Genomic DNA, 22646 nt, shown 5'->3' with positions numbered 1-22646 from the left:
TACTTATTTTTTTATAAAGGTAGATATAGGTTTGCTAAAAAACGAACAAATCACCTACAAAAAAAGCCCCGATACTTCGAGGCCATTTTTTATTCTCCGTCAACAAACGGCTGTAGGTATTTGAATCTTTCGGTGAGTTTTCCGTTTTCCGTCATTTTGGCACGCTGTAATATTCCGTCCTTATCGCCATTGAAAAAAGCAGGAATAACATGCTCCATGAACATCTCTCCAAATCCTTCGCTAGCATCTTTAGGCAGTTCGCACGGCAGATTGTCAACCGACATGACTACGATAGCAGCCGGATGGAACACATCCACTTCTTTATGTTCGCTCGGAAGATAACCGAACAAAGGGTCTGCTATTGTAGAAGCTTTGATCGTTGCCGCAATAGGACCATCAACATCACAAGAAATATCGGCTATAACCTTAATTTTATTGTCTTTTGAATTGAGCATTTCTCGCGATAAGATTACGGGAGCGCCATTGCCATAAAAGTGGCCGGCCATGAAGATATCTGCTACTTGCGAAAAGCGTTCGAAATCGGAAGTATAGTCTTGCGGATTGGCATAAAAATCTTCTTTATCAAGAAGCTTACCGTCTATTCGTTTATTATAATCCAAAACATCTATTTGCGTATAGACCGGTCCAGAATAATTTTTAGACAGGAAATGTTCTGGGGTAACCTGTTTTATTTTCATCCCGTCAAGGATTTCTTTAGCGCCCATACCTACTTTTCCGTGACCTGTCAGCACAATCTTGATGGGCGGCAGCGTCTGTCTTCTCAATCGAGCAATCAAGTCATCTTTGCTCGATAATGTTTCCGCTTTCGGAAGATTAAACAATTCGAATTTGATTCCAAACGCTCTCATTCCGTTGTAAGCTCCTACGATTCCGGCATATCTTCCAAAACCAATAAGCCTTTTATAATTGGCATCTACTATGGTCTCGTGATCGTATAAATCGATTTTTTTTTCTAGGATTGCCTGCAAAAGTTTTCTGTTATGAGGCTGTTTTTTGATGGTATGCGAAAAGAAAAAATATTTTTTGTTTGGAATCAGCCACTCTACAGGAACTTCTTTTACTCCAAAAAGCACGTCGCAATCAGAGATATCCTCTGTAACCTCTAGTCCCAGTGATTTGTATTCTTCGTCCGTAAATACCCTGATATCAGAGCTTTCGACTTTTAGCTGTGCTTCTGGATGTTCCTTAAGCAATCTTGATGCTTCTTCTGGTGTAAATACAACCCTCCTGTCAGGCGGGTTTTTTCTTTCCTTAATAATTCCGAATTTCATATTAGTTTTTAAAAAAGTAAAGGGTGGTCTTTAATTTTATCGCGAGATGATTAAAAGTATCGCAATATTTTAACAAAATCATAGCATTGAACGATTTGTTATAACTACAACGATATAATTTGTTCCAAATATAACATTAACTCAAAAGCCCTGCAAGACATTTACGTAGAAATAATGCTGCATTTTTTTAGTTTTTCTTCCTAAAATGTTAAAGGAGGGATACCGTACAATAACTTTTATTTTATTTTGTTAAAGTAGAAACATAGTTTGTCGCTTTTTCTATATTTGCTATTCAACCACCGAATTAAAATGACTTTTTCAAAATATATATACTCCTTCCTTGTTTCGGCTTTACTTTTAACGTCATGCCAAGAAAAGGAAAAACAGATTGCTTCTAATGACCTTACCGAAAATACTACAGATGCACTTTCACCTTATACCATAAAATCTAAAAAACTCCTGCCTAGTTATGTATCTTCAAAACAGGAGAGCTTAGAGAAATTTTACGAAAAGAACTGGCCCAATAATTCTATGAACGGCGGCTTTCTCGTTGCTAAAAACGGACAGGTGATTTTCGAAAAGTACGAAGGCAAGTCTAATTTTTCAAAAGGAGAAAGCATTGATGCCAACACCCCGCTCCATATTGCTTCAGTATCAAAGGTCCTCACGGCAACTGCCATCTTGAGACTTATCGACAGGGAAAAACTAAATCTTGAAGACAAAGTCAATAGCATATTGCCTACATTTCCTTATGATGAAATTACCATCAAGATGCTTTTGAACCACAGAAGCGGCTTGCCGAACTATGCTTATTTTGCAGACTATACTAAAATCTGGAATCGTTCAAAGATGCTTCACAACCAAGACATTCTGGATCTATTGGCGCAGCATAAATTTGGATTGTACTTTAAGCCGGACAGAAAGTTTGGCTATTGCAATACCAATTATGCCATCTTGGCGCTGGTCATTGAAAAGGTAACAGGCAAGAATTACCGCAATGCCATGCAGGAAATGATTTTTGAGCCGCTGGGCATGAAAAATACCTATGTCTACGATTATGCTAAAGATAAGGAAACCTCAAGCCTTTCCTATAAAGGCAATAAAGTCTTATACGAGATGAACCATCTGGATGATGTCTATGGCGATAAGAATATCTATTCCACCCCAAGAGACCTGCTAAAATTTGACATGGCAACTTATTCCGATAAATTTCTTAATTCAGTTTTGGTCAGCGAGGCCTTTAAAGGATACAGCTATGAGCATAGGGGAACCAAAAACTACGGCCTCGGCATTCGCATGCTGGAATGGGAAACGGGAGAGCAGCTTTTTTACCATAACGGATGGTGGCACGGAAATACTTCATCGTATGTAAAGCTCAAAAAAGATACCGTGGCCATGTTTGCCATTTCAAACAAATACACATTAAAGACCTACAAAATCTGGAAGCTGGCGCCTCTTTTCGGCACCTACCCTATCAAGCTTGACAAAGACGACGTCGCAAATTAGCCTGTCCATTGCAAATTCGATTTATTTGGACTACTTTTGCGGTATAGTTTTTGCTTTATAGCAGAGTTCTTAAACATATTGGGGTCGACTGGTTTTGACAGCAAGTCGAATTGAAAAGTAAGCACGTCGAGAACTGGGACAATTCTCGTTACTAAATGGTCCTAACACTTTTACACGGCGAAAATAATTACGCTTTAGCTGCTTAATCCGAATTATAGTACGATTTGCCTAGTTCCTGCAAGGCAGGAAAGCTAGATTCTCCTTGAAAGCCTTGGTTTGTGGCGTTCTTAAAAGGAGAACCGTAAAAATAAACCTAGAAACAGTCAAGCTTCGGGGCTGTTTTGACAACTAAGAAGATAAGCATTGTGTGGCTGTTCCTGGCCTTGCTCAATGACGAAAATCCAATCAGGGAATAAACGTGTAGAAAGCCTTTTGGTTGCTTGTTTGGACGGGAGTTCGACTCTCCCCGACTCCACTTTGTACTTTAAATCAAATGACGAAGTCGTTTGGTTTTAGTAAAAAACTTCTTTAAATACCCATGAAGCCTGCAATTCTTACAGTTGCGGGCTTCGTCGTTTTTAATCGGCAACAAACAGAATTTATAAAAGTGCACAAAAAGTTTGTGGCACATTCATGGCACAGCAATACTGGAGTTGCTACCTAATTTGCCACAAAAAGCTAAGGCAAAAATCTTTTAACAAGAGTCCATCACAATAAAAAAGAATGATCTGCTATCCTAAGTCTATAGTAAATAACATTTCTAAAATCTTTAAGAAATGGAAAAGATCAGGAAAAATACACCGCCGAATATAAAATCTTTGTTGTCTGGAAAAACAAATTTGATTAATCCCTCTCCGCCAATCGCGATGTACTTCATAAGCATTTGGTTATCAAAAGATAATGCGGACAAGCATTTTTTTTACGAATGAGGGTCAAAGAGTTATGGTTTTTTCAGCAGAAGGCTAGCTTATTTGTCGTAGTCAAAAGGTATGTAGATTAACTTTTTGTTCTAATGTTCATGAACAGATCAGGTATTCCTAAGTTGCACAGATTTACAGATTTGTTATGGCGCAGGGAGCTTTTGATTAAAATCAATACAAAACACAAAAGATTTGAACGTATGATTAACGCATTTATCATTAAATTCTTAATAGCTGCGTATTTTATATTGTTGATTTGTATATATATCTTATTTAATTTTACATTCAGAAAAAGTTTAATAAGAATAAAGAACTATGAATAAAATATTTTTAGTCATTCTGACTGCAATGGTAGTTTTTACTACAAACGCACAAGACAATGTAAGAATAGTAATTAAAACGCCACAAAACGGACATAGTATTCATGGGTACAAAGGACCTAATGACAAAGTTTCGCTCGCTTATATTGACGATGAAAAGACTCCTTTTACGGGTAAATTTATAGAAAAGGGTTGGGATGATGAGTTATTGAGCGAACGAAATTATTTGAAAGGACTTTTAAATGGTGATTTTATTGAGTGGACCAAAAGAGGCGAAACGGAATACATTAAAACAAAAGGCACCTACAAAAACGACAAGCTATTTGGAGACTATACAGAATATTGGCGACCAAATCATAAAAAGAAAGAGTGTTTCTATGACGCAAAAGGAGAACTTCACGGAAAAATAGTTCACTATGAAGGTTTTTCAGTAGAAGAACCAACAACAATTCAATTTTACAATCATGGTGTTCGTGATAGCACATGGACTTGGTTTTATAGCGGTGGAAAAATAAAAAGCGTTGAAAACTATAAAAACGGAAAAGAACATGGTGATAGACTTGAATACTATGAAAATGGCAAAAAGAAATATGAAGCAAAGTATGTAAATGATAAAAAAGTGGACTTGTTATCGGAATGGTACGAAGACGGACAATTAAGATATACTTGCGAATATGCTGATGGTAAAAAAAATGGTAAAGAGATCTTCTATTATCAAAATGGAAAAATTGAAAAGGAAGGAACTTTTGTAAACGGAAGTAAAAAAGGGCTTTTTGTTTGGTATAAAGAAGACGGAACAATATCTGAAGAAACAACTTTTTAATAAAATGGAGTTGCTACCATATTTGCTACAAAAAGTTAAGGTATTAGCTCCCCTCCCCATAAAGGCAAAAGCTGCAGAATTGTCTGATCGGCATTACCTAAATTTTTATTTCAAAATCTGATTTAAACCTGTAAAAATTGAATTAAGAGTTCAAAGCAATTCTCATCCTCCCTAGCTTGAGAAGTTTCTCTCTTTATAAGAGAAAGAAAAAATCTCTCTTGTAACAATATTTAAAGACACTGAAGTTGAGTTAAATAGTCGAATTGGTCAGGGTATTCTGGATCGTCCTCCCACTAATTATTCATTTTCCTTTTGCCAGCTTATATGTGAATGCCGTCTTTTTATCCGCTAGGTCCCACCTTGAAATTTCGTCAAGCACTTCATCTTTATGCTTTTTGCCGATATCCCGTAGGGCGTTGCCCACCGATTTACGAAGGTATTCGCTCTCGTCTGATTTATTTTTACTTATAAGCTGAATGGCGGCTACTGGATTTTCCTTAAAATAAGGTCGGCTTGTCCAAATACGAAGCCCTTCCGTAACAGCTCTCCTTATATTTGGGTTTTCGTCTGCGATCCACCTCCTTATTGTGGCCAGACACTTTTCGTAGCCAATCGAATTGCAATAGTAGTCAAAAGCTTTGGCCAGCATTTCTTGCACGCGCCAGTTTTTGTCGTCTGCAACTTTTGTTTCAAGAAGCTCGAGAGCTTGGGAATTGTCGGTTGAAAGCTTTCCCAAGAGATAAGTTGCCAGCATCCTTACCTGATAGCTCTCGTCAGATAGAAATTTTATCGCAAGATCAAAATGCTTTTCTTCCTTGTCGGCCAATATGATATCACCGCATTTGACGATATGCTTGAATCCGTGTTCAATTTCTTTTATTTCTTCGATAAGTTCTTTCATCATTTATGTTGTTGAGCTTTTGGCCTTGGCGTTCTATGGAATCTACAGAATAATAGGTATCAGAAACTGCAGGATGTCGCAGTCTCATGTTTTTGCGGGAGGGCTAGCAGCCCTTCTCTCGCAACTTTTTTCGATGATTCAGTCCCCAGTCACCCATAGCATTGGCTACCTCCTTCACGCTTAGCGCATATTCCGTGATTCTGTACTCTACAAGTATAGGAGACGAGTCATGGACCTTTCGCGTGATCAGTTTATTAGCCTCGAGCGTTTTTAATTCTGCAGAAAGCACCCTGTTTGTAATCTTTGGCACAAAATCCTTAATGTCCTTAAAGCGATGGTTTCCGTGCTTGATGGCGATGATTATCGGCAGCCTCCACTTCCCCCCTATTACATAGAGCGTATCCTGTACATGCAAGATGAGTTCCTTTATCTGTAATGCGACTTCTTCGGTCATATCGGTATCCTTTAGTATATCGGTTACAAATGTATACTAAAAACAGATAGCTTTGCAATAGTGATAATTAATAATAGAAAAAATGAAAACAGTGTTCATTACGGGAGCTAACAAAGGAATCGGCCTTGAGACTGCGAAACAATTTTTACAGAAAGGCTACAAGGTATTAATAGGCAGCCGCAATAGGGCAAAGGGTATCGAGGCAGTCGGCAAGCTGGTCTCCGACGGATTTGCAAATGTAGAATTTATTCAGATCGATGTAACTGATACCGAATCAGTAGAAAGGGCCCGCATAGCATTAGGTGAGAAAATAGATGCATTGGATGTGCTGATAAATAATTCGGGAATCAATGGTATCGAGTTCGATGGCGATACGCCTATCATGCATACTGCAACGAATACGGACATAAACAAATTCAAGGAAGTTTTTGAGGTAAATGTATTTGGTGCTATCAGGGTAACACAGGCATTACTGGATCTGCTCAAGAAATCGAAAGATCCCAGGATAGTAAACGTTAGCTCCAGCCAAGGTTCTATTACCCTTCACAGCGACCCTGATTTCATACATTATAGGCATAAGGGAGCCGTCTATCAATCATCAAAAGCAGCACTGAACATGTATACGGTTGTGTTGGCATATGAGCTAAGGGACCTCCCGTTCAAGGTCAATGCAGTAAGTCCGGGTTCGACAAAGACAGATTTCAACCGTCAGCTCGGACAGGGTTCCGTAGAAGATGCTGCCAGAAGAATTATAAAATATGCTACGATAGGCAGTGATGGTCCGACAGGCAAGTTTTTTTCCGAAGACATGAATCCGGAAACTGGAGAAATTCCTTGGTAAAATAGGCAATATTTAACCGTTTCAAGATAAGGGCTCTTAAACGCTTCTCATGCTCATCTCCCCAGCCTCCAATTGCTGCAATTAAGGGAATCAGCGTCTTTCCGAAATCCGTCAGGCTACATTCTACTTTGGGAAGTACTCCAGGATAGATCACCTTTGAAACCAATTCATGGTCTTCCAGTTTTTTCAGCTGAATTCTCCATATCCTTCTTGAGGCATCAGGAATTTTACGCTGAAGCTCGCTGGGACGCTTATGTCCCTGTTGATAAACCACAGCAAACGCATTTGCTCGGTCAGCGGCAGCTAAGCCAGATCATGTCCCTATTATTTCACTGCTTAGAGAACTATGGCTACAACATTGCGACTTTCAGCTACAGTGCTCCATATGCAATAACAGAACTTTGTACCATCAAAATGTTATTACTATGGATTTAAAGAACAGTACTATCCTCATTACAGGAGGAACCAGCGGCATAGGCCTGGAACTTGTAAGGCAGCTGACCGAAAAGGGAGCTAAAATAATAGTCACGGGGCGCAGGCTTGAGGCGCTGAATGAAACGAAGAAGCAATTTAGAGACATCCACACTTTTCAGAGCGATGCGGGCAGTCCGGAAGATACAAGACGGCTTTTTGAAGAAGTTACCCGACAATTTCCAGACCTTAACATCATTATCAATAATGCTGGCGAAATGCGGCTGATTGATATGCTGGACTCTTCCAAAAGCCTAGAAAACCTGATGCGTGAAATTGACATCAATCTTTCAGGGACAATCCGGATGGTACACCAGTTCCTGCCCCATCTGGTCAAAAAGCAATCTGCTGCCATTGTCAATGTCTCCTCTGCCATTGCATTTATGGCCTACTCTTCGGCACCTGTCTATAGCGCATCAAAGGCCGGAGTCCACGCCTTCACCATGGCTTTGCGCCTGCAATTGAAGGGAACGAATGTAAAAGTGCTTGAATTTATCCCCCCGGGAGTCAATACCAATCTGCAAAATGAATGGATACTGCAACCGAATCCACGCCAGATGATGGACGCGGACAAAGTAGTACAGGTGGCGATCAAAGGACTACAAAATGATACGCCTGAAATAATGCCTGCTCTGGTAAAGATCATCAAGTTTCTGGGGCACATCATCCCTAAAGCACTGATGAACTTCGGCCATAGGGAATTTCAAAGATTCAGACAGCTTAATAATCAATTTAAAAAAACATAAAAATGAAAAAAAATGTTTTTGCAGTGATACTGCTACTTCTATCGATCGGGTCTTTTGCCCAGACATTGCCTGCTGATAAGATCGTAGGCGTCTGGCAGTGCGAAGATTATAAAATAGAAGTATTCAAATCGGGCAATACCTACTCGGCAAAGCTCTTGTGGTCCAAGGACATGTTCGAGACCGATGGCAAGACGCCCAAGAAAGACAGTAAAAACCCTGACGCAAAATTGAAAACCCGTCCGGTGCAGGGCCTCACCCATATTACGGGATTGGTATATGAAGATGGCGGATACGTAGACGGAAAGCTCTACAGCGTGCAGGATGGCAATACTTACAGCCTCAAAGGCAGGCTCAAGGCCGCCGACGAGCTTGAGACCCGGGGCTATAAGGGCGTGCCGATGCTTGGCAAAACTTTTAGATGGAAACGAATAAAATAAGTAAGATGGAAACAAAAGGTAACGACACGCTTTCAAGGTTCTGGCATATAGCTTCAAACGCAGTTCCCCCGATAGGCTTTTTTCTATTTTTCAGGTATAGGAACCGCTATCCGAACAAGGCACGCAGGGCATTGGCAAGCGCCATAATCGGAGTGCCGATCGCAATCGCGATGGGCTACATAATGAATGCCTATATCCTTAAATAATACAATATGGCTAAAAATATTATCTCATTGCTGCTGCTGGTCATATCAGCAGCACTTAATGCCAGGCATGCCTGGGATACGTTCAATTACAGGAGCAATCCTGAGTCTGCCAAAGCAATGGCCGATCTTGGGATCGGCGAATCTGCCATGCCTTTCCTTGGGTTACTTGCAATCCTGATTATGGCGCTCTTATTGATTCCACAGACATTTTTCCTGGGAAACCTGCTCAATGCTCTTGCAATTGTCCTTATAATGGCGTTGGCATTACGGACCGGCAACTACAAGATGGCAGTGTTTGAGATCCCGTTTCTGGCAATGCCATTAATTATGATCTGGCTGGGGTACCCTTTCAAGAAATAACTTAACTTGCGTTATGGCAAATTCCACACCCTACAAGATACAATCAGTATCGGAAATACACCGTTTGATGGGGCTTCCAAGCCCTCATCATCCGCTTATCAGTATTGTCGACCTTAAAGGCCTTAGAAATGATACCGGTATTGACGCCGTTGTCTTCGATCTCTACGTAATCTCTATGAAAAGGGGCTGCGACGGCCTGCACTACGGGCAGCAGAAGTATGATTTTGACGAAGGGCTTATGGCTTTTTTATCACCAGGGCAGATCTTGCGGGGTGAGGACAGCGGCGTGCCCCCCAATCTTGAGGGCTGGATGCTTTTTGTACATCCTGATTTCCTATGGAATACCTCGCTCGCCAAAAAGATAAAGAAGTATGAATACTTCGGGTATTCGACCAGCGAAGCCCTGTTCCTCTCCGATAAAGAAGAGACGGTTATAAATGATATCATAAAGAATATCAGGGATGAATACTATTCCAACATCGACAAATTCAGCCAGGACATCATTATTTCCAACCTTGAAACGCTGCTGAATTATTCGGAGCGTTTTTACGAACGGCAGTTCATTACGCGTAAGGTCACAAACCATAAACTGCTGGAAGATGTTGAAAATCTTCTGGAAAATTACTTTGGCAGGAACGACCAAGTACTGCACGGCATTCCGTCTGTTGATTTCCTTGCCCGAAATCTTGCGATATCTCCAAAATACCTCAGCAGTATGCTAAAGCAACTCACCGGGCTTACTGCCCAGCAGCACATACAGATGAAGATACTTGAACAGGCCAAAGAAAAGCTTTCAACATCTGGGCTTACCGTAAGCGAGATAGCGTTCGGCCTTGGGTTTGAGCATTCGCAGTCCTTCAGCAAGTTTTTTAAGAGCAAGACGAAGCTCTCCCCCTTGGAATTCAGAAAGTCATTCAATTAAACAGATATGAAACCAGGTGCCAAGAATAATGGTGAGCGACAAAATATACTTTAGTGTTTACTTGGCAGTAGAAAAGAAAACCTGATCTTGTTTTCTTTTCGATCGATGAGAAACGTACCGCCATTGTTTTTGATGTATTCTTTGCACAATAGAAGGCCAAGTCCCACGCCCTGTTCGTTTCTTGTGCCAGGGGTAGCAATCGCCATTTTATTCCCATTCATCCTATCCATGTCTATATCAAGATGGCCCTCAGCCTCATTTTCCACGGAAAAGCGCACCCCTTCGGAGATAGCTTGCAGGGTAAACCAAATCCTTCCATCCGACGGGGTGAACTTGATGGCATTATCGATCAGATTTCGCAGCACAAGGCTTATCTGATTGCGATCGGCAGTAATTACGCCATTGTCCGTGACAAGCTGTTCAAGGTGAATGCCTTTCTGTTTAATCAGCGGAAGATAGAGCAGCAACAGTTCATCAAGTACGGGCTTTAACTCAAAACTATCCTTTCTAGTTACCAGGCCGTCCATCTGGCTTTGCGCCCAATACAGAAGGTTATCTAGGGTATTATTGACCGATTTGATCGTTTTTTTATTCTCTTCGAGCAGCTCCTGCAACTCCTGAGGAGTCAATAGCTGCATGTCGCTCAGCGACAATATACCTAGCAGACTGTTCAATGGGCTTCTGAGATCATGCGCAATGATTGAAAACAACCTGTTCTTGACGGCATTGGAACTCTCCAGCTGCTTGATGGTGCTGTTCAGCTGCAATGTACGTTCGTCCACCTTTTCTTCCAACCGCTGGTTCTGCGTTCTTACCAAAAACAGGTTCTCGTCCCTCACCTTCTGTTCAGCCCTGATGATCGTCTTGTACCGATCGCCCAGTGCGAAGGAGAGCAATAGCAGTTCGAGTGTAGAGCCGATGGGTACCAGTTGGATGGTGAATTCGCTTGACGGGATTACCCCGCCCAAGCTTAATGTTACGATCGCTACGGTCACCCAGATAAAGAACCAAGCCAGGATATAATATTTTGCAGGACGGTGTCCGTTCCTATAGGCTATTACCCCTGCAATCCATGCCACTACTGCAACCGTGACAGTCAGCATCTGAGCAATTACCGTTGCTGTATGCTTGAATCCCAAAGCACTGACAAAAAAAAGAATTATTCCCGCACCGCCGATTACATAGAAGATTCCGAGCATCTTAGGTGCCCTCCGCTTCAGGTGGAGGAACTTGTTGCAGAACACCAAGGAGGCTATTACCGAAAAGCTCAAGAGCACATGTGGATACTGGTTTAAAAAGATCCTCAGTTCATCACCGAAGATAAATCCATAGCCTCTGATGTAGATCAGCAGGTAGCTCGATAGCGTCAGCACATATAATACGTAATAAAGATAGGTGATGTCCCTAACGCTGACAAACAGGAAAAGGTTGAACAGCAAGAGCCCTATCAGCAGGCCGATATAGATATATTCGATGCCGTGCTTGAACTCCTGTCCGTTTATCACGCTTTCTGCGGTGGCAAGCTTTATCGGTGCCAGCAAGATATTGTTTGTCTTTAACCTTAAATAGATAGTTTTGTTCTCAATTTTTGAGTCGACCGGAAGATCTATCATAAAGTTGTTTCGGACAAACACATTGGGCTGCCTAGTCCTGAGGCATCCCGTTTTGAAAATGACCGCACGACCTTTGTTGTCGGTTGCATATGCGTCAATGTATTCGATATTGGGCGCATCAATGATGAGATATAGGGGCAGGTCCTGTTGGGCAGTGTAACTGATCTTTATCCACCAAGCTGAAGTAGTATTGCCGAAATTCAGGATATCATGGCTGCCTCGTGTAAATGAGGTATCAGAAAGATTTTTCACATCGTCCAGCGACATCGTCGCAGTTTTATCCTCCAGATAATGAAGTTCTTTACCGATGTTTTGATAGCTGAAATCATTGGCCGACTGCCCTCTGCAGCATACGGCTAAAAATAGCAAGAATAAGGTTGTCACAATAGTGAAAAGGATGTTTGGCCTGAAGCTAATTCTATTCGGTAAACAGCATATCAGAAAATCTCGTTGCAACATAATCGTGAAAAACTAAAATTAGCAGATAACAAAAATAGTACTAAAAACTCTATTTGAACTGCAGATTATTTTAAAACTAGCCACTAAAGGTAATTAGTATAGCCAAGGAACATTTTTTTTTACAAAAGGTAGTCAATCAGTGAAGTGGCCTTTGAATCTGGCTTTAAATATTCGCACTGCTTTACGAAGCTACTTGCTTAGAATTTACATCATTTTTTTTAGCCGTTCAAAAAAGGACAAAGTGATATAAGGGGTTTATCTGAGCTCCCTTCCACTCCACCGAACCCTCAAAAACATTAGTTTTTCAGGGTACTTGTATACTTAAAATATTCAGCGCTTTATAAATTAGCAGCCCATATATAGATATCAACCTTTTCGCTAATATTATACTTTCTTCTAATCCTATATTTTTTTCCTTCAATGCTTCTAACGCTAGAGTTTGTGAACTTAGCTATTTCCTTTGTTGTAAAGCCTAATTTTATATAGGCACAAAATTCCTGTTCGCTTGCCACAACATTAGGTTGTATCTCAACCAACCTTTCGCAAAAGTAAGGGTACAGTTTTTTAAATTTTGGAAAAAAATGACTGTTGTTTTGTACGGCCATATCGATAACTTCCTTTAATTTATCCACATCAATCTCTGCTTCCCTTACCCACATTTCAGCCTTCTTTTTATAAAATTTAATCGATATCGCTTGCTTTCTTATTATAAAATAGACAAGCCAAAATGTAAGTGCAAGTGACCCTAATAATGATTCCAGAAAAATCATGTCCTTCTTCGGATGCTCAAAGTAATTTGTTGTCACATCTAAAAGCACCACAAAAAAAAGAAAAAAGCCTATTAATGCTATTGTCTTTTTATTTGTACTGACCTTAAAAAAATAAGGCAAAGAAAAAATCAAGGGAATGTAATAGAAATGAATTCCTGAACCTAGCCCTGAATGAGAGGATATGTAGAAAAAAATAAAACTTAATAATAGATAGGCAAAAGTCTGTGCAAGGGCATTAAATTTTAAATCTGTGAATATGACATAAAAGAAAAGAATTGACAGAAGGAAGAAGCAATACGAGATTAAAGAGGATATCCAGATAAAATCACATACAGCAATAGCAAAAAATAAAAACGAAAGCGAAAGAAAGCTTTTATTCCATAGCTTAATATGCTCAGCTTCCATTTTATGTGTATACTTTTCAGTCCCGTCTTCAATTAATTTGCAATAAAAATCTGAAATGTTTTTTAAAACCATAGTAATTTGTGATTAACAAAGAATGCATGAAATTCGATGCAATTTTAAGCCAAAAAACTACGCAAGTAAATGCATGTATGTAATCATTTCGGAATATATCACACTAAAAAAACACAAATAAATTACTGATTTTAAAACAATTAAACCCTAAAAAATAAAATTAAGGGTCTTAAACATATACCTTTTGAATAAATGATAAAAACAGCCATAACAGTAAGACGTATACTACAAATACTTAAATTTGTAATACCCTATTTAAAAAAATTATGAAAAGAATATTTTCAGTTTTAATCCTTCTCTGTTCGTTTACTACCCTACTCAGTGCCCAATCAAATAAAAAAGATATAGACAAATTAGTACAGGATGGCAAGCACTATTTAAAATTTACGAGTGATACCGTAAAAGGTTTTAAGCTCTTGTCTGAGGCAAAAGAAGCTTCTAAACGTATCGGGTACAAAGAAGGAATTGTAGCGAGTGAAATAGCATTAAGCTTTTTTCATGTAGGCAGAGGTAATTATGGTAAAGTAATTGAGATTGGCTACAAAATAGAGCCTCTGGCATTAGAAACTGAAAATTATACGTTACTATCTGATCTTTATAGGCTTAGAGCTTTCTCGCATGCGCGATTGGGGATAAGCGAAAAAAGCTATAAAGAATTTCAAACTTCTTTAAAGTATGCAAAAAAAATACCGGAAAAAAACCTTCGCCATCACAGAACAGCTTTTGTTTATGAAAACATGACGCTCTATTTTCAGCGGACAAACAAATCCCAGGACAGCATTTTATATTACTATGAGAAAAGTTTGGAAGAAGCAAAAAAAATAGAGGACAATAACCCTGATATTACATTAGACGCTAAATATGATATCATTGCTAACACAAACGGAAGTCTTGGCCGGCTATATATGTTTTATCCGGACGGGCCAAGAATGGATCTTGCAGAAAAATATTTTCTGGATGCCCTAGAAATACACAAAAACGAAAAATACAAGATTCCCGTCCAAAGCAAAATGCTGTTATTGGTTTATTTAAGCAACTTTTATAATCACAATGGCAATCAGGATAAAACAATAGAATATGCGACTAATGTCCTAGAATTAGAAAAAAAGGTGAATTCGCCTTATGATAGGGTGGATGCTTATGACCTATTGTCGGCAGCTTATGTAGAAAAAGGCGATAAGAAGCTTGCATCAAAATATTTACAACTATATGATCAACTGAATGATAGTATTCGCTTAGCAGAAATAACAAGCATTGATGCGCCTGTAAATCATATCATTACACAGGAGAAAAACAAACATACTAGCAGGATAGCAATAATTGCCGGAGGCATTCTCGTTGTTATAGCCTTTGCTGTAATACTATTCTGGAAAAGAAAGAACAGGATTTTACACAAAAACTATGAACACTTAATTGAAAAACTAAAGACGGAAAAAAAGTCCCTTACTGAAGAAGAAAGCTATAGTAAGCCTTCACTAGATAAGCCGTTGAATATTACAGAGGAAACAACTGATGCGCTGCTCTTTAAACTGGAGAAGTTTGAAAGAGCTAAAAACGTCACTAAAAAGGAAGTCAGCCTCACTTGGCTGGCCAATCACCTGAATACCAACACACGATATCTTTCTGAAGTTATAAAAAAACATAAAGGAAAATCATTTACTAACTACATCAATGGCTTACGGATAAACTATATCGTAGAATTGCTTTATGAAGAACCCAAACACAGAGAATATAAAATAAGCTATCTTGCCGAGTTATGCGGTTTTTCCTCGAGAGAAGTATTTACAACTATCTTTAAAAAAGAAACAGGCATATCCCCTTCCTATTTCATTGATCATTTAAAAAGCGACATCAACATCCATCACGACCAGGAAGCAGATAAAGTTGTTTAGAATAATACGATGCTTGTCCTTTCTAATGATTAAGCCACAATCTTTGAAAGGGATCGGGATGGAACACCATAACTGAAAATGGTACCGCCTGTATTGCGGTTTTCAGCCCAAATCCGTCCGCCAAGTTGTACGATAAAATCTTTACTAAACGAAAGCGCGATACCTGCGCCTTGATGTGTTGGACCTCCTTTATTGCTTATAGAAAATAGTTTTTTTATTTGATTGTCCGATAACCCTGGTCCTTCATCTTTTACAGAAATGATAATCTCCTTCCCTGTCTTGAAGGCATCTATAGCAATAGTTTTGCCTTTTGGAGAAAATTTTAAGGCATTCGACAACAGGTTTCTGTTGACGAATTGCAGCATTTCTCTGTCAGATGTAGCTACAATGCCATCGGGTATGTTATTAATAACCGTAATCCCTTTTTCATTGAGTTGCGTATTGTAGCCGCTAATAGCTTCGTCAAGCAGCGAACGGATGTTTACGGTTTCCAAATTGATTTTGAATTCTCCAAGTTGGCGTTTGATCCATTGCAGGGTAGCATCAAAATTTTCTAATGTTACTGAAATATCGTTGCTTATGTTTAGGTAAAACGATTCTCTTTCTGATTGCGTAAGCAGTTCCGTATTGCGTTCTAGCAATCGCATCATATAAAGCGTTGAAATAAGAGGCGAACGGAAATCATGTGCCAGTATAGAAACCAGGTTCGATTTAATTGCATCCGCTTTCGATAAGGAAATATTTTTAGTTTCGATGCTCTCATATAATGCCGCTTTCTTTTTATAATCACTTCTGATTTTTCTATACGCACGAAACAGAAGCACTAGCAGGACACAACAGATTACCGAAAACGAGATCAATATGATAATGACCTGTCCTGATGCTTTCTGCGATTGTTCGAGATTTCTATTGTTTTCCTGTAACTGGTTATAATGTACGTAATCATCGGGTTCGGCATCCGAAATAGTCGCTATGTCAAATACCGATAGGCTGTTAGCTGTTATGGCTATTGTACTGGCAAGAGGCACCTCCAGCTGAGTAAAGCCATCAAACATTCCTTTTGCAGTCACAGCCTGTCCATAAGCTCCTATAACAAATAATAAGATTAGAAATTTGCTGTTCATCTTTTTTAGGTTAAGTTGGTTCGATTTGATACCGAGGATTATTCTACTGAATCCTATATCCACGGAGTAGTACAACAGTCAAGGATGAGATTATCTAATTTCAAATTATAAAAAGAGCATCTCAAACAAAACATGATAAGGCTGATGGGGTAAGTATAAAGTAAGAGGCGTACCAAAAAATAAAGACCTGGGGGAACAGGAATTAAATAGTAGTTGTCCAAAAAGCTCTAAGTTTCATTAGCGCATCCTCAATTTGTAACATTTCTGCAGTTGTGTGCCCAATCTTGCGGCAGGCAGCAACCGCTTTAAGTTCCAATATCGTTATAGGCGAAATATTGATATATATGGCACGTGAATTAGTCTCAAGGTAAGGTCTTTCTGCTCGTGCAGTCTGTTTAGGTTCCGCTACAGAAAGCGTATAACCATACTCTTCGAATATTTTGAATACATCCGTAACGCTAGCCTTAAAATCAAAACAAGTAGCGAATACGCTATTAAGCAATCTAGTCATGCAAGTAAGCTCAATGGCGTGATCTTGAATCAAACGGTCGTTTTTTTCGACTAGGAATTGTTTTATGAAGCTCTTCAATATCCTATGTTCATGTGCTGTTAGATTATGTGCCATATACAAATTGATTCATTAATTTATTAGCTACATATACAGTTCTCATTAGGCAAACTCTGTCAACTTCCTGCTGGTTTTCTACAAATTCTAAATAGATGTGTTTTGACGCAAGGCATACTAAGTATTACCACACAAAGAAAGAAAACAAGAAGAATAAAAAACAAAAACAACAAACGCAGATATACACGTGTATTGTCTTTTTTCTATAGAAAACTGACTATAAAGCTTTTAAATAAAACCATATAGGCAGAAAAACTATTCAAACCAACTGCTATTCAGAAGTAAAAAACCTTTTTTAAGTAGGCACGTGTAGCTTAAAATCTACTTTTTAATTCTAGTTGGGCAAATGAGCAAAAAAGCAGACAGGATAATGCATCAGAAGTAGCAACCATACATTATCGGTAGTGCTTCTATTCAACCGATAGCCAACTTTATCGTTTTTTTGCCGTGTGGGTCGAATTTTATCGCTACTTTAGTAAAGGAAACAAAGGGGAATACAATAATCGTATTGATGATGTTTCCTTTTTGTTACAGGCTAGTGCGTGGTCGCACAAAATTTTAGCCTATTCTCTTCAATATCCCGTAATCTTTTATTCTTAAGATCGTATAAAATCCAGGACATTGCATTGCTATAATTTATAAAAATAAAGACTATGAATGTCAAACGTGTATTCGGCGCAGTACTTACCTTATTAGGTATCGGGAGTTTAATTTATACAGCATATCAGCTAATCAATAAAAGTACAGCCTATACGACTGTAATTGTCATAGGCGTTATCGGACTGATCTTTTTCTTCTCTGGCATAGGCTTGGTAAAAAACACAAAAGATGAGGCTTAAAGATTTAAGCAACCTCTAGGTTCTTCTGCTAATCGTAGCTATTTCGTTCCAAAAGCACTTCCCGTTTTTTTGTAATAAGAAACGTATGTACTCCTTCTGGTAGTGAGGAGGTCTTATCTATAAAAAGTATTGCTAGACCGCGAGGGAAATGCCTATGAGCTTTTTCTCCGTAGATTAATCCTTGTTTCGCTGCATTCGACATTTCCTTCTCAAAGTGCGAATAAGCAACTATTAATCACTACCTTGCAGTGAATACTTTCCGTCAGCACATACTTTCTGTATTTATCTTTTCCCCGTTTTCCACTGACCCAAACATTCTTTGCCAGCAACTACCCATCTGTAACTAGCTGGATAAAAATATTTTCATATATGGAACAATACACTAACAATATAAGCAGGCGCCAGATCCGTCACACTCTTGATTCGTTAATGGAAGGAATACAGGTTATAGATTTTAACTGGCGATACCTGTATGTGAATACTGTGATGGCACAGGCAATTGGCCCGGAGGATAATTTTAGGATATTGACCATGATGGATAAATATCCAGGCATAGAAAACACCGATATCTTCAAAGTTCTTCAAGACTGCATGATTAATCGAACGCCAGATCGGCTAGAAATCGAGTTTGTATATCTGGATCATTCCGTCCGTTGGTTTGACCTTAGCATTATTGCCGTTGAAGAAGGCATATGCATCATGTCACTAGATATCACCGCCCACAAACTGGCAGAAGAAAAAAGCGAAAAGGCCGCCCGCCTCTATGCTTTCATCAGCCAAGTAAATCAGCATATCGTCAGAGTAAAGGATGAGGCCGCACTCTTCCATAACTCGTGCCATATAGCCGTCGAATTCGGCAAGTTTAAGATGGCATGGATAGGACTCTTCAACCATTCTGAGAAAAACATCAGCATCGTTGACCATAGCGGAATCCCTGACGAAAACCTCAGCATATTTACCAATCTTCCGTACCTGTTAGATGATTCGCAACACATCGTACTGAAAACAGGCACCCATTATATCTGTAATGATATCGAAACAGCACCTTGCCTGCCAGCATGGAAGTCCTTTGCCAAAGAAATGGCTATCGAGTCTTATGTGGTGCTGCCGGTAAAGAAATTAGGAACTATCATCGGCACATTCAACCTGTATTCGACAGTACCGAACTTTTTTAACAGCGACGAGCTGCGGCTGCTGACCGAAATGATGGACGACATTTCATTCGCACTTGATGCATTTGAGAAAGCAAAAAGGCATGACATCGCAGAAGAACTGATCATCAAAAATGAAAAGCGGTTTCGGGCCTTAATTGAGAAAAGCACCGACATCAAAACTTTATCCACAATCGAAGGAAAGATCATTTACGCCAGCCCATCGATAAAAAAAATACTTGGATACACTTCTAAAGAATTTATAAGCTTGCCATTTCTGGCCATCTTCCATCCAGAAGATACCAAAGCTATTATAAATTTGAGAGAACGGCTGCTAAAGTCTCGAGGAAAATCGTTCAGCAAGCAGCTCAGGCTGCTGCACAAGAACGGACACTGGATCTGGTGCAACGGCACCATTACCAATATGCTCCATGAAGAAGGCATTGGAGCGCTGGTTTCAAATTTTTCGGATATATCCGAAAAAAAATCAGCAGCAGGACAGCGCGAATTTGATCGCAATAACTTGCATGCGTTGATAAACAACACAAACGACCTGATGTGGAGCGTAGATACGAATTATAAGCTGATTACCTCCAATCAGCCTTTCGATAACTTAGTACGCCAAGCTTCTGGAAAACAGGCCGTAAAAGAAACCAGTACGCTTCATCTGGAAGGCTTTCCAGAAGAGCAATTGCTCCGCTTCAAAAAATTTTATGACCGTGCGCTAAAAGGCGAGACTTTTACAGAAATAGAATACGACAGCTCGCCTGTCGAGATCTGGTCCGAATTTTCATTCTATCCCATCCGAAAAAATAAAGAGATCATCGGTACCGCCTGCTATTCTCATGATATTACCAACAGGATTATTGCCGAACTGAAATTAGAAAGGCAGAACAGGGAATTGACCAAGACAAATCATGAGCTCGACCGCTTTGTATATAGCGTTTCGCACGACCTACGTTCGCCTCTGACTTCAATCCTCGGGCTGATATCTTTTATAGAGGAAGACAGCATGGAGAAAGAAACCCTAGAGCATATAAAACTGATCCGGAATAATATAGAAAGGCTGGACGGTTCCATAAAGAATATCCTAAGCTATTCCCAGAATAACCGCTCGGGCCTCGAGATCCAAAGAATAGACGTAAAAAAAACGATTACCCAAGTTATAGACCTGCTCAGTAACGGAAAGAACTCCAGAGATATCGATTTTCAGGTAGAAATTCAGCAAGAAATCGATTTTTATTCCGATTTCCGAAGGTTTACGATCATCCTTGAAAACCTGATTTCCAACGCTATAAAACATCACTCCGATGCCAGCTCAGAAAGGTTCATAAAAGTTTCGTGCTGTTCTAGCGAAAACACACTTGAACTAATCGTCGAAGACAACGGTATCGGCATAGCCGATGATAACCACGAAAAGATATTTGAAATGTTTTTTCGCATTTCAGGAAATACCGATGGCTCAGGAATAGGCCTTTACATCCTAAAGGAAGCAGTCGAAAAATTACAGGGTTCCGTCAAGCTGATATCAAAAGAAGGCATCGGAACCACATTTATTGTCACACTAAAAAATCTAACCCCATGATTGAAGCTTCCCCAGTTTTTGAAAATATGATGATTATCGATGATAACAACATAGACCTTTATATAACTACCCAGACTATTAAACGAAATAATATCGGAAAAACGGTAATGCCATACAGTATAGCCGAAGATGCTCTAAAGTTCTTGCAGCTCAACGCTCTTGACCTGTCTGCTCTGCCAAGAATAATTTTAGTAGACATCTATATGCCCGTAATGTCGGGCTTTGAATTTATGGAAGCCTATGACAAGCTTCCTGCTGTCCTGAAAGAATTCTGCAAAGTATTCATCGTTTCTTCCTCAATTGACAGCGTAGATCTAGACAGGGCCAACAAAGACCCGAATGTCACCGCTTTTCGTGAAAAGCCAATATCGGTGGAGTTTTTGCAAGAAATATCCAAATTGTATCCTACAGAGAAGTAGCCACATATCCAAGCAAGAGCTTTGAAATTTGATACATCCTGATTTAGAAAACCATCATACATACCCGCTCCCATCCGTCTTGCTTAATCTTGAAAAGGTAAGGCTGGATAGTATCGTGAATATAGAAAGCACTATAAACGTATAATGGAAAGGCTGCGTACGGTTCATATCAAAAGCATCCGACTGGAAAAAGGAAAGCACCAGACTGGCTACCGAAACTCCAAAGCTTACCGACAGCTGCTGCATGATGACCAGCATCGTATTGCCTCCGCTTTTGGTATTCTCATCCAGATCGACAAGCGTGATGGTATTCATGGCCGACATCTGTATGGAGGTAAAGAAGCCGTAGAACACCATCAGCAGTATGTAATACCCTAACGGAGTATCTCGTTCTACAAACCCCAAGATTACCAGCACTACTCCCAATAAGATCGTATTGCTTATTAGTACGGTTCGGTATCCCAGCGCCTTGATGATACGCACCATAAAAGGCTTTATGGCTACGTTGGCCAATGCCGAAGGCAGCAGCAGCAGTCCCGCCGTTGAAGCAGAATAGCCGAAACCCGTCTGGAGCATGAGCGGCAACAATAGCGGAAGTCCGCCGATGCCGAGCCGGGTAATCAGGCTGCCCGTAAGCCCTATCCTTAACGTCTTTATATTTAAAAGCCTGAGGTCGATAATCGGCTTTTCAGTCCTCTTGTAATGGATGTAGTAGAACACCGCCAGCAAGTTGAATAGCAGCAAGCCGCCCAAGATATACATCCAATGCGTCAGTCCCGTACTTATGATTTCCAGAACCATCGTGATTGCGATAAGCGCCAGACTAAAATACATCAGCCCCCTGAAGTCAAATCGTCCTACTGCCTTTTTAAAGTTCGGCATCGTACGTTTGGCCATAAAAATACCGAGAATCCCTATCGGTACATTGACAAGGAAAATCCAATGCCAGCTGAAGTTATCCGAGATAAAGCCGCCAAGGCTCGGACCAACCACCATGCCCAACAGGCCGAATACGGTAATAAAGTTCATGGTTTTTAAAAGCCTGCTCTTGGGGTATTGGTACAGTATGGCAAGACGCGCTACAGGTACCATCATCGAGGCACCAATCGCCTGCAATACCCTAGAAAGGTTAAACGTAAGCAGGCTAACAGAAAGCGCACAGCACAACGATCCGGCAACAAACAGCCCGACGGCGATCCTGAACATGGTTCTCGTGCCAAACTTATCGGCCAGCCAGCCCGAAAGCGGAATAAACAAGGCCAGCGTCAAGGCATAGGTGACGATGACCGAATGCATTTGTGTCGGAGAGTACTGCATGTCGCGCGCTATGACAGGCAGCGACGTGTTTAGGATGGTACCGTCGAGCGACTGTATAAACATAGCCACAGCCGTTACCCAAGGCAGCAGATGCGTGGCGATGCGTTCTTTCTTTCTCTTTCTTATTTTTTCTTCTTGCTTGGCGGTAACCATAGTGCTGTGCTTAGTATCGTAAT

The 22646-nt window shown here is 40.0% G+C and carries 21 protein-coding genes and 1 other RNA gene; 13 read left to right on the top strand and 9 right to left on the bottom strand.

Translation table 11 applies throughout. The annotated features are described in order from the left end of the window. Positions 1-89: 89 nt before the first annotated feature. On the bottom strand, positions 90-1292 hold the full coding sequence (locus OLM56_RS09920) for an NAD(P)-dependent oxidoreductase (RefSeq protein ID WP_264526849.1): 1203 nt from the start codon (positions 1290-1292) through the stop codon (positions 90-92). A 309-nt stretch (positions 1293-1601) separates the two neighbouring features. On the opposite strand from OLM56_RS09920, the gene OLM56_RS09915 reads away from it, so the two are divergent. The 3 genes from OLM56_RS09915 to OLM56_RS09905 all read left to right on the top strand — a co-directional run bounded on the left by OLM56_RS09915 (position 1602) and on the right by OLM56_RS09905 (position 4861). Continuing rightward, complete coding sequence (locus tag OLM56_RS09915) at positions 1602-2798, top strand: serine hydrolase domain-containing protein (protein ID WP_264526848.1); 1197 nt, start codon at positions 1602-1604, stop codon at positions 2796-2798. 80 nt (positions 2799-2878) lie between these two features. Next, positions 2879-3276: a transfer-messenger RNA gene (ssrA, locus tag OLM56_RS09910) on the top strand. A gap of 757 nt (positions 3277-4033) precedes the next feature. Beyond that, positions 4034-4861 carry a toxin-antitoxin system YwqK family antitoxin gene (locus OLM56_RS09905; RefSeq protein WP_264526847.1) on the top strand — a complete coding sequence of 276 codons (828 nt, stop codon included), beginning with the start codon at positions 4034-4036 and terminating at the stop codon, positions 4859-4861. Positions 4862-5162: 301 nt separating this feature from the next. Here the strand turns inward: OLM56_RS09905 and OLM56_RS09900 are convergent, their stop codons facing one another. Next, positions 5163-5765, bottom strand: a complete 603-nt coding sequence (locus OLM56_RS09900) for a DNA alkylation repair protein (protein WP_264526846.1) — start codon at positions 5763-5765, stop codon at positions 5163-5165. Between the two features lie 100 nt (positions 5766-5865). After that, entirely contained in the window at positions 5866-6177 is a 312-nt protein-coding gene (locus OLM56_RS09895; RefSeq protein WP_264526845.1) for a winged helix-turn-helix transcriptional regulator, read from the bottom strand. A 121-nt stretch (positions 6178-6298) separates the two neighbouring features. Here OLM56_RS09895 and OLM56_RS09890 point away from each other — a divergent pair, with 121 nt between their 5' ends. After that, on the top strand, positions 6299-7057 hold the full coding sequence (locus tag OLM56_RS09890; protein WP_264526844.1) for an SDR family oxidoreductase: 759 nt from the start codon (positions 6299-6301) through the stop codon (positions 7055-7057). On the opposite strand, the gene OLM56_RS09885 is transcribed toward OLM56_RS09890, so the two are convergent. Further along, positions 6978-7331, bottom strand: coding sequence for a winged helix-turn-helix transcriptional regulator (locus OLM56_RS09885; protein WP_264526843.1), 354 nt, complete (start codon positions 7329-7331; stop codon positions 6978-6980). The two genes, OLM56_RS09890 and OLM56_RS09885, sit on opposite strands and share 80 nt — an antisense overlap. Positions 7332-7482: 151 nt before the next feature. Here OLM56_RS09885 and OLM56_RS09880 point away from each other — a divergent pair, with 151 nt between their 5' ends. From OLM56_RS09880 to OLM56_RS09860, 5 genes are all read left to right on the top strand, one after another. After that, positions 7483-8274, top strand: coding sequence for an SDR family oxidoreductase (locus OLM56_RS09880; RefSeq protein ID WP_264526842.1), 792 nt, complete (start codon positions 7483-7485; stop codon positions 8272-8274). A 2-nt stretch (positions 8275-8276) separates the two neighbouring features. Continuing rightward, the gene (locus tag OLM56_RS09875) at positions 8277-8711 is read left to right on the top strand and encodes a DUF2147 domain-containing protein (RefSeq protein WP_264526841.1); all 435 of its coding nucleotides are present in this window, start codon (positions 8277-8279) and stop codon (positions 8709-8711) included. A gap of 5 nt (positions 8712-8716) precedes the next feature. Beyond that, positions 8717-8917 carry a hypothetical protein gene (locus OLM56_RS09870; RefSeq protein WP_264526840.1) on the top strand — a complete coding sequence of 67 codons (201 nt, stop codon included), beginning with the start codon at positions 8717-8719 and terminating at the stop codon, positions 8915-8917. A 6-nt stretch (positions 8918-8923) separates the two neighbouring features. After that, complete coding sequence (locus tag OLM56_RS09865) at positions 8924-9277, top strand: hypothetical protein (RefSeq protein ID WP_121377255.1); 354 nt, start codon at positions 8924-8926, stop codon at positions 9275-9277. Positions 9278-9452: 175 nt separating this feature from the next. Beyond that, on the top strand, positions 9453-10199 hold the full coding sequence (locus OLM56_RS09860; protein WP_317169791.1) for a helix-turn-helix domain-containing protein: 747 nt from the start codon (positions 9453-9455) through the stop codon (positions 10197-10199). Between the two features lie 50 nt (positions 10200-10249). Here OLM56_RS09860 and OLM56_RS09855 read toward each other — a convergent pair whose 3' ends face one another. Then, positions 10250-12196 carry a sensor histidine kinase gene (locus OLM56_RS09855; RefSeq protein ID WP_264526838.1) on the bottom strand — a complete coding sequence of 649 codons (1947 nt, stop codon included), beginning with the start codon at positions 12194-12196 and terminating at the stop codon, positions 10250-10252. Between the two features lie 413 nt (positions 12197-12609). After that, a complete protein-coding gene (locus tag OLM56_RS09850; protein ID WP_264526837.1) occupies positions 12610-13518 on the bottom strand; it encodes a helix-turn-helix transcriptional regulator in 909 nt (302 codons plus the stop codon). A 266-nt stretch (positions 13519-13784) separates the two neighbouring features. Between OLM56_RS09850 and OLM56_RS09845 the strand changes: the two genes are divergently transcribed. Next, complete coding sequence (locus tag OLM56_RS09845) at positions 13785-15410, top strand: helix-turn-helix transcriptional regulator (protein ID WP_264526836.1); 1626 nt, start codon at positions 13785-13787, stop codon at positions 15408-15410. A gap of 29 nt (positions 15411-15439) precedes the next feature. Here the strand turns inward: OLM56_RS09845 and OLM56_RS09840 are convergent, their stop codons facing one another. After that, a complete protein-coding gene (locus tag OLM56_RS09840) occupies positions 15440-16534 on the bottom strand; it encodes a sensor histidine kinase (protein WP_264526835.1) in 1095 nt (364 codons plus the stop codon). Between the two features lie 202 nt (positions 16535-16736). Then, a complete protein-coding gene (locus OLM56_RS09835) occupies positions 16737-17159 on the bottom strand; it encodes a hypothetical protein (protein ID WP_264526834.1) in 423 nt (140 codons plus the stop codon). Positions 17160-17812: 653 nt separating this feature from the next. On the opposite strand from OLM56_RS09835, the gene OLM56_RS09830 reads away from it, so the two are divergent. The 3 genes from OLM56_RS09830 (at position 17813) to OLM56_RS09820 (ending at position 21153) form a co-directional block, all read left to right on the top strand. Next, positions 17813-17998, top strand: a complete 186-nt coding sequence (locus tag OLM56_RS09830) for a hypothetical protein (RefSeq protein ID WP_121377262.1) — start codon at positions 17813-17815, stop codon at positions 17996-17998. Positions 17999-18367: 369 nt separating this feature from the next. Further along, positions 18368-20734, top strand: a complete 2367-nt coding sequence (locus tag OLM56_RS09825; RefSeq protein ID WP_264526833.1) for a PAS domain S-box protein — start codon at positions 18368-18370, stop codon at positions 20732-20734. Continuing rightward, entirely contained in the window at positions 20731-21153 is a 423-nt protein-coding gene (locus OLM56_RS09820; protein WP_264526832.1) for a response regulator, read from the top strand. The genes OLM56_RS09825 and OLM56_RS09820 overlap by 4 nt, the downstream gene beginning before the upstream one ends. Positions 21154-21207: 54 nt before the next feature. Here OLM56_RS09820 and OLM56_RS09815 read toward each other — a convergent pair whose 3' ends face one another. Continuing rightward, the gene (locus OLM56_RS09815) at positions 21208-22623 is read right to left on the bottom strand and encodes an MFS transporter (RefSeq protein WP_121377265.1); all 1416 of its coding nucleotides are present in this window, start codon (positions 22621-22623) and stop codon (positions 21208-21210) included. Positions 22624-22646 lie beyond the last annotated feature (23 nt).

This window comes from Flavobacterium sp. N2550 (assembly GCF_025947265.1).
In the GTDB taxonomy this organism is placed as follows: domain Bacteria; phylum Bacteroidota; class Bacteroidia; order Flavobacteriales; family Flavobacteriaceae; genus Flavobacterium; species Flavobacterium endophyticum.
This window is presented reverse-complemented; position numbering and strand designations above follow the sequence as displayed.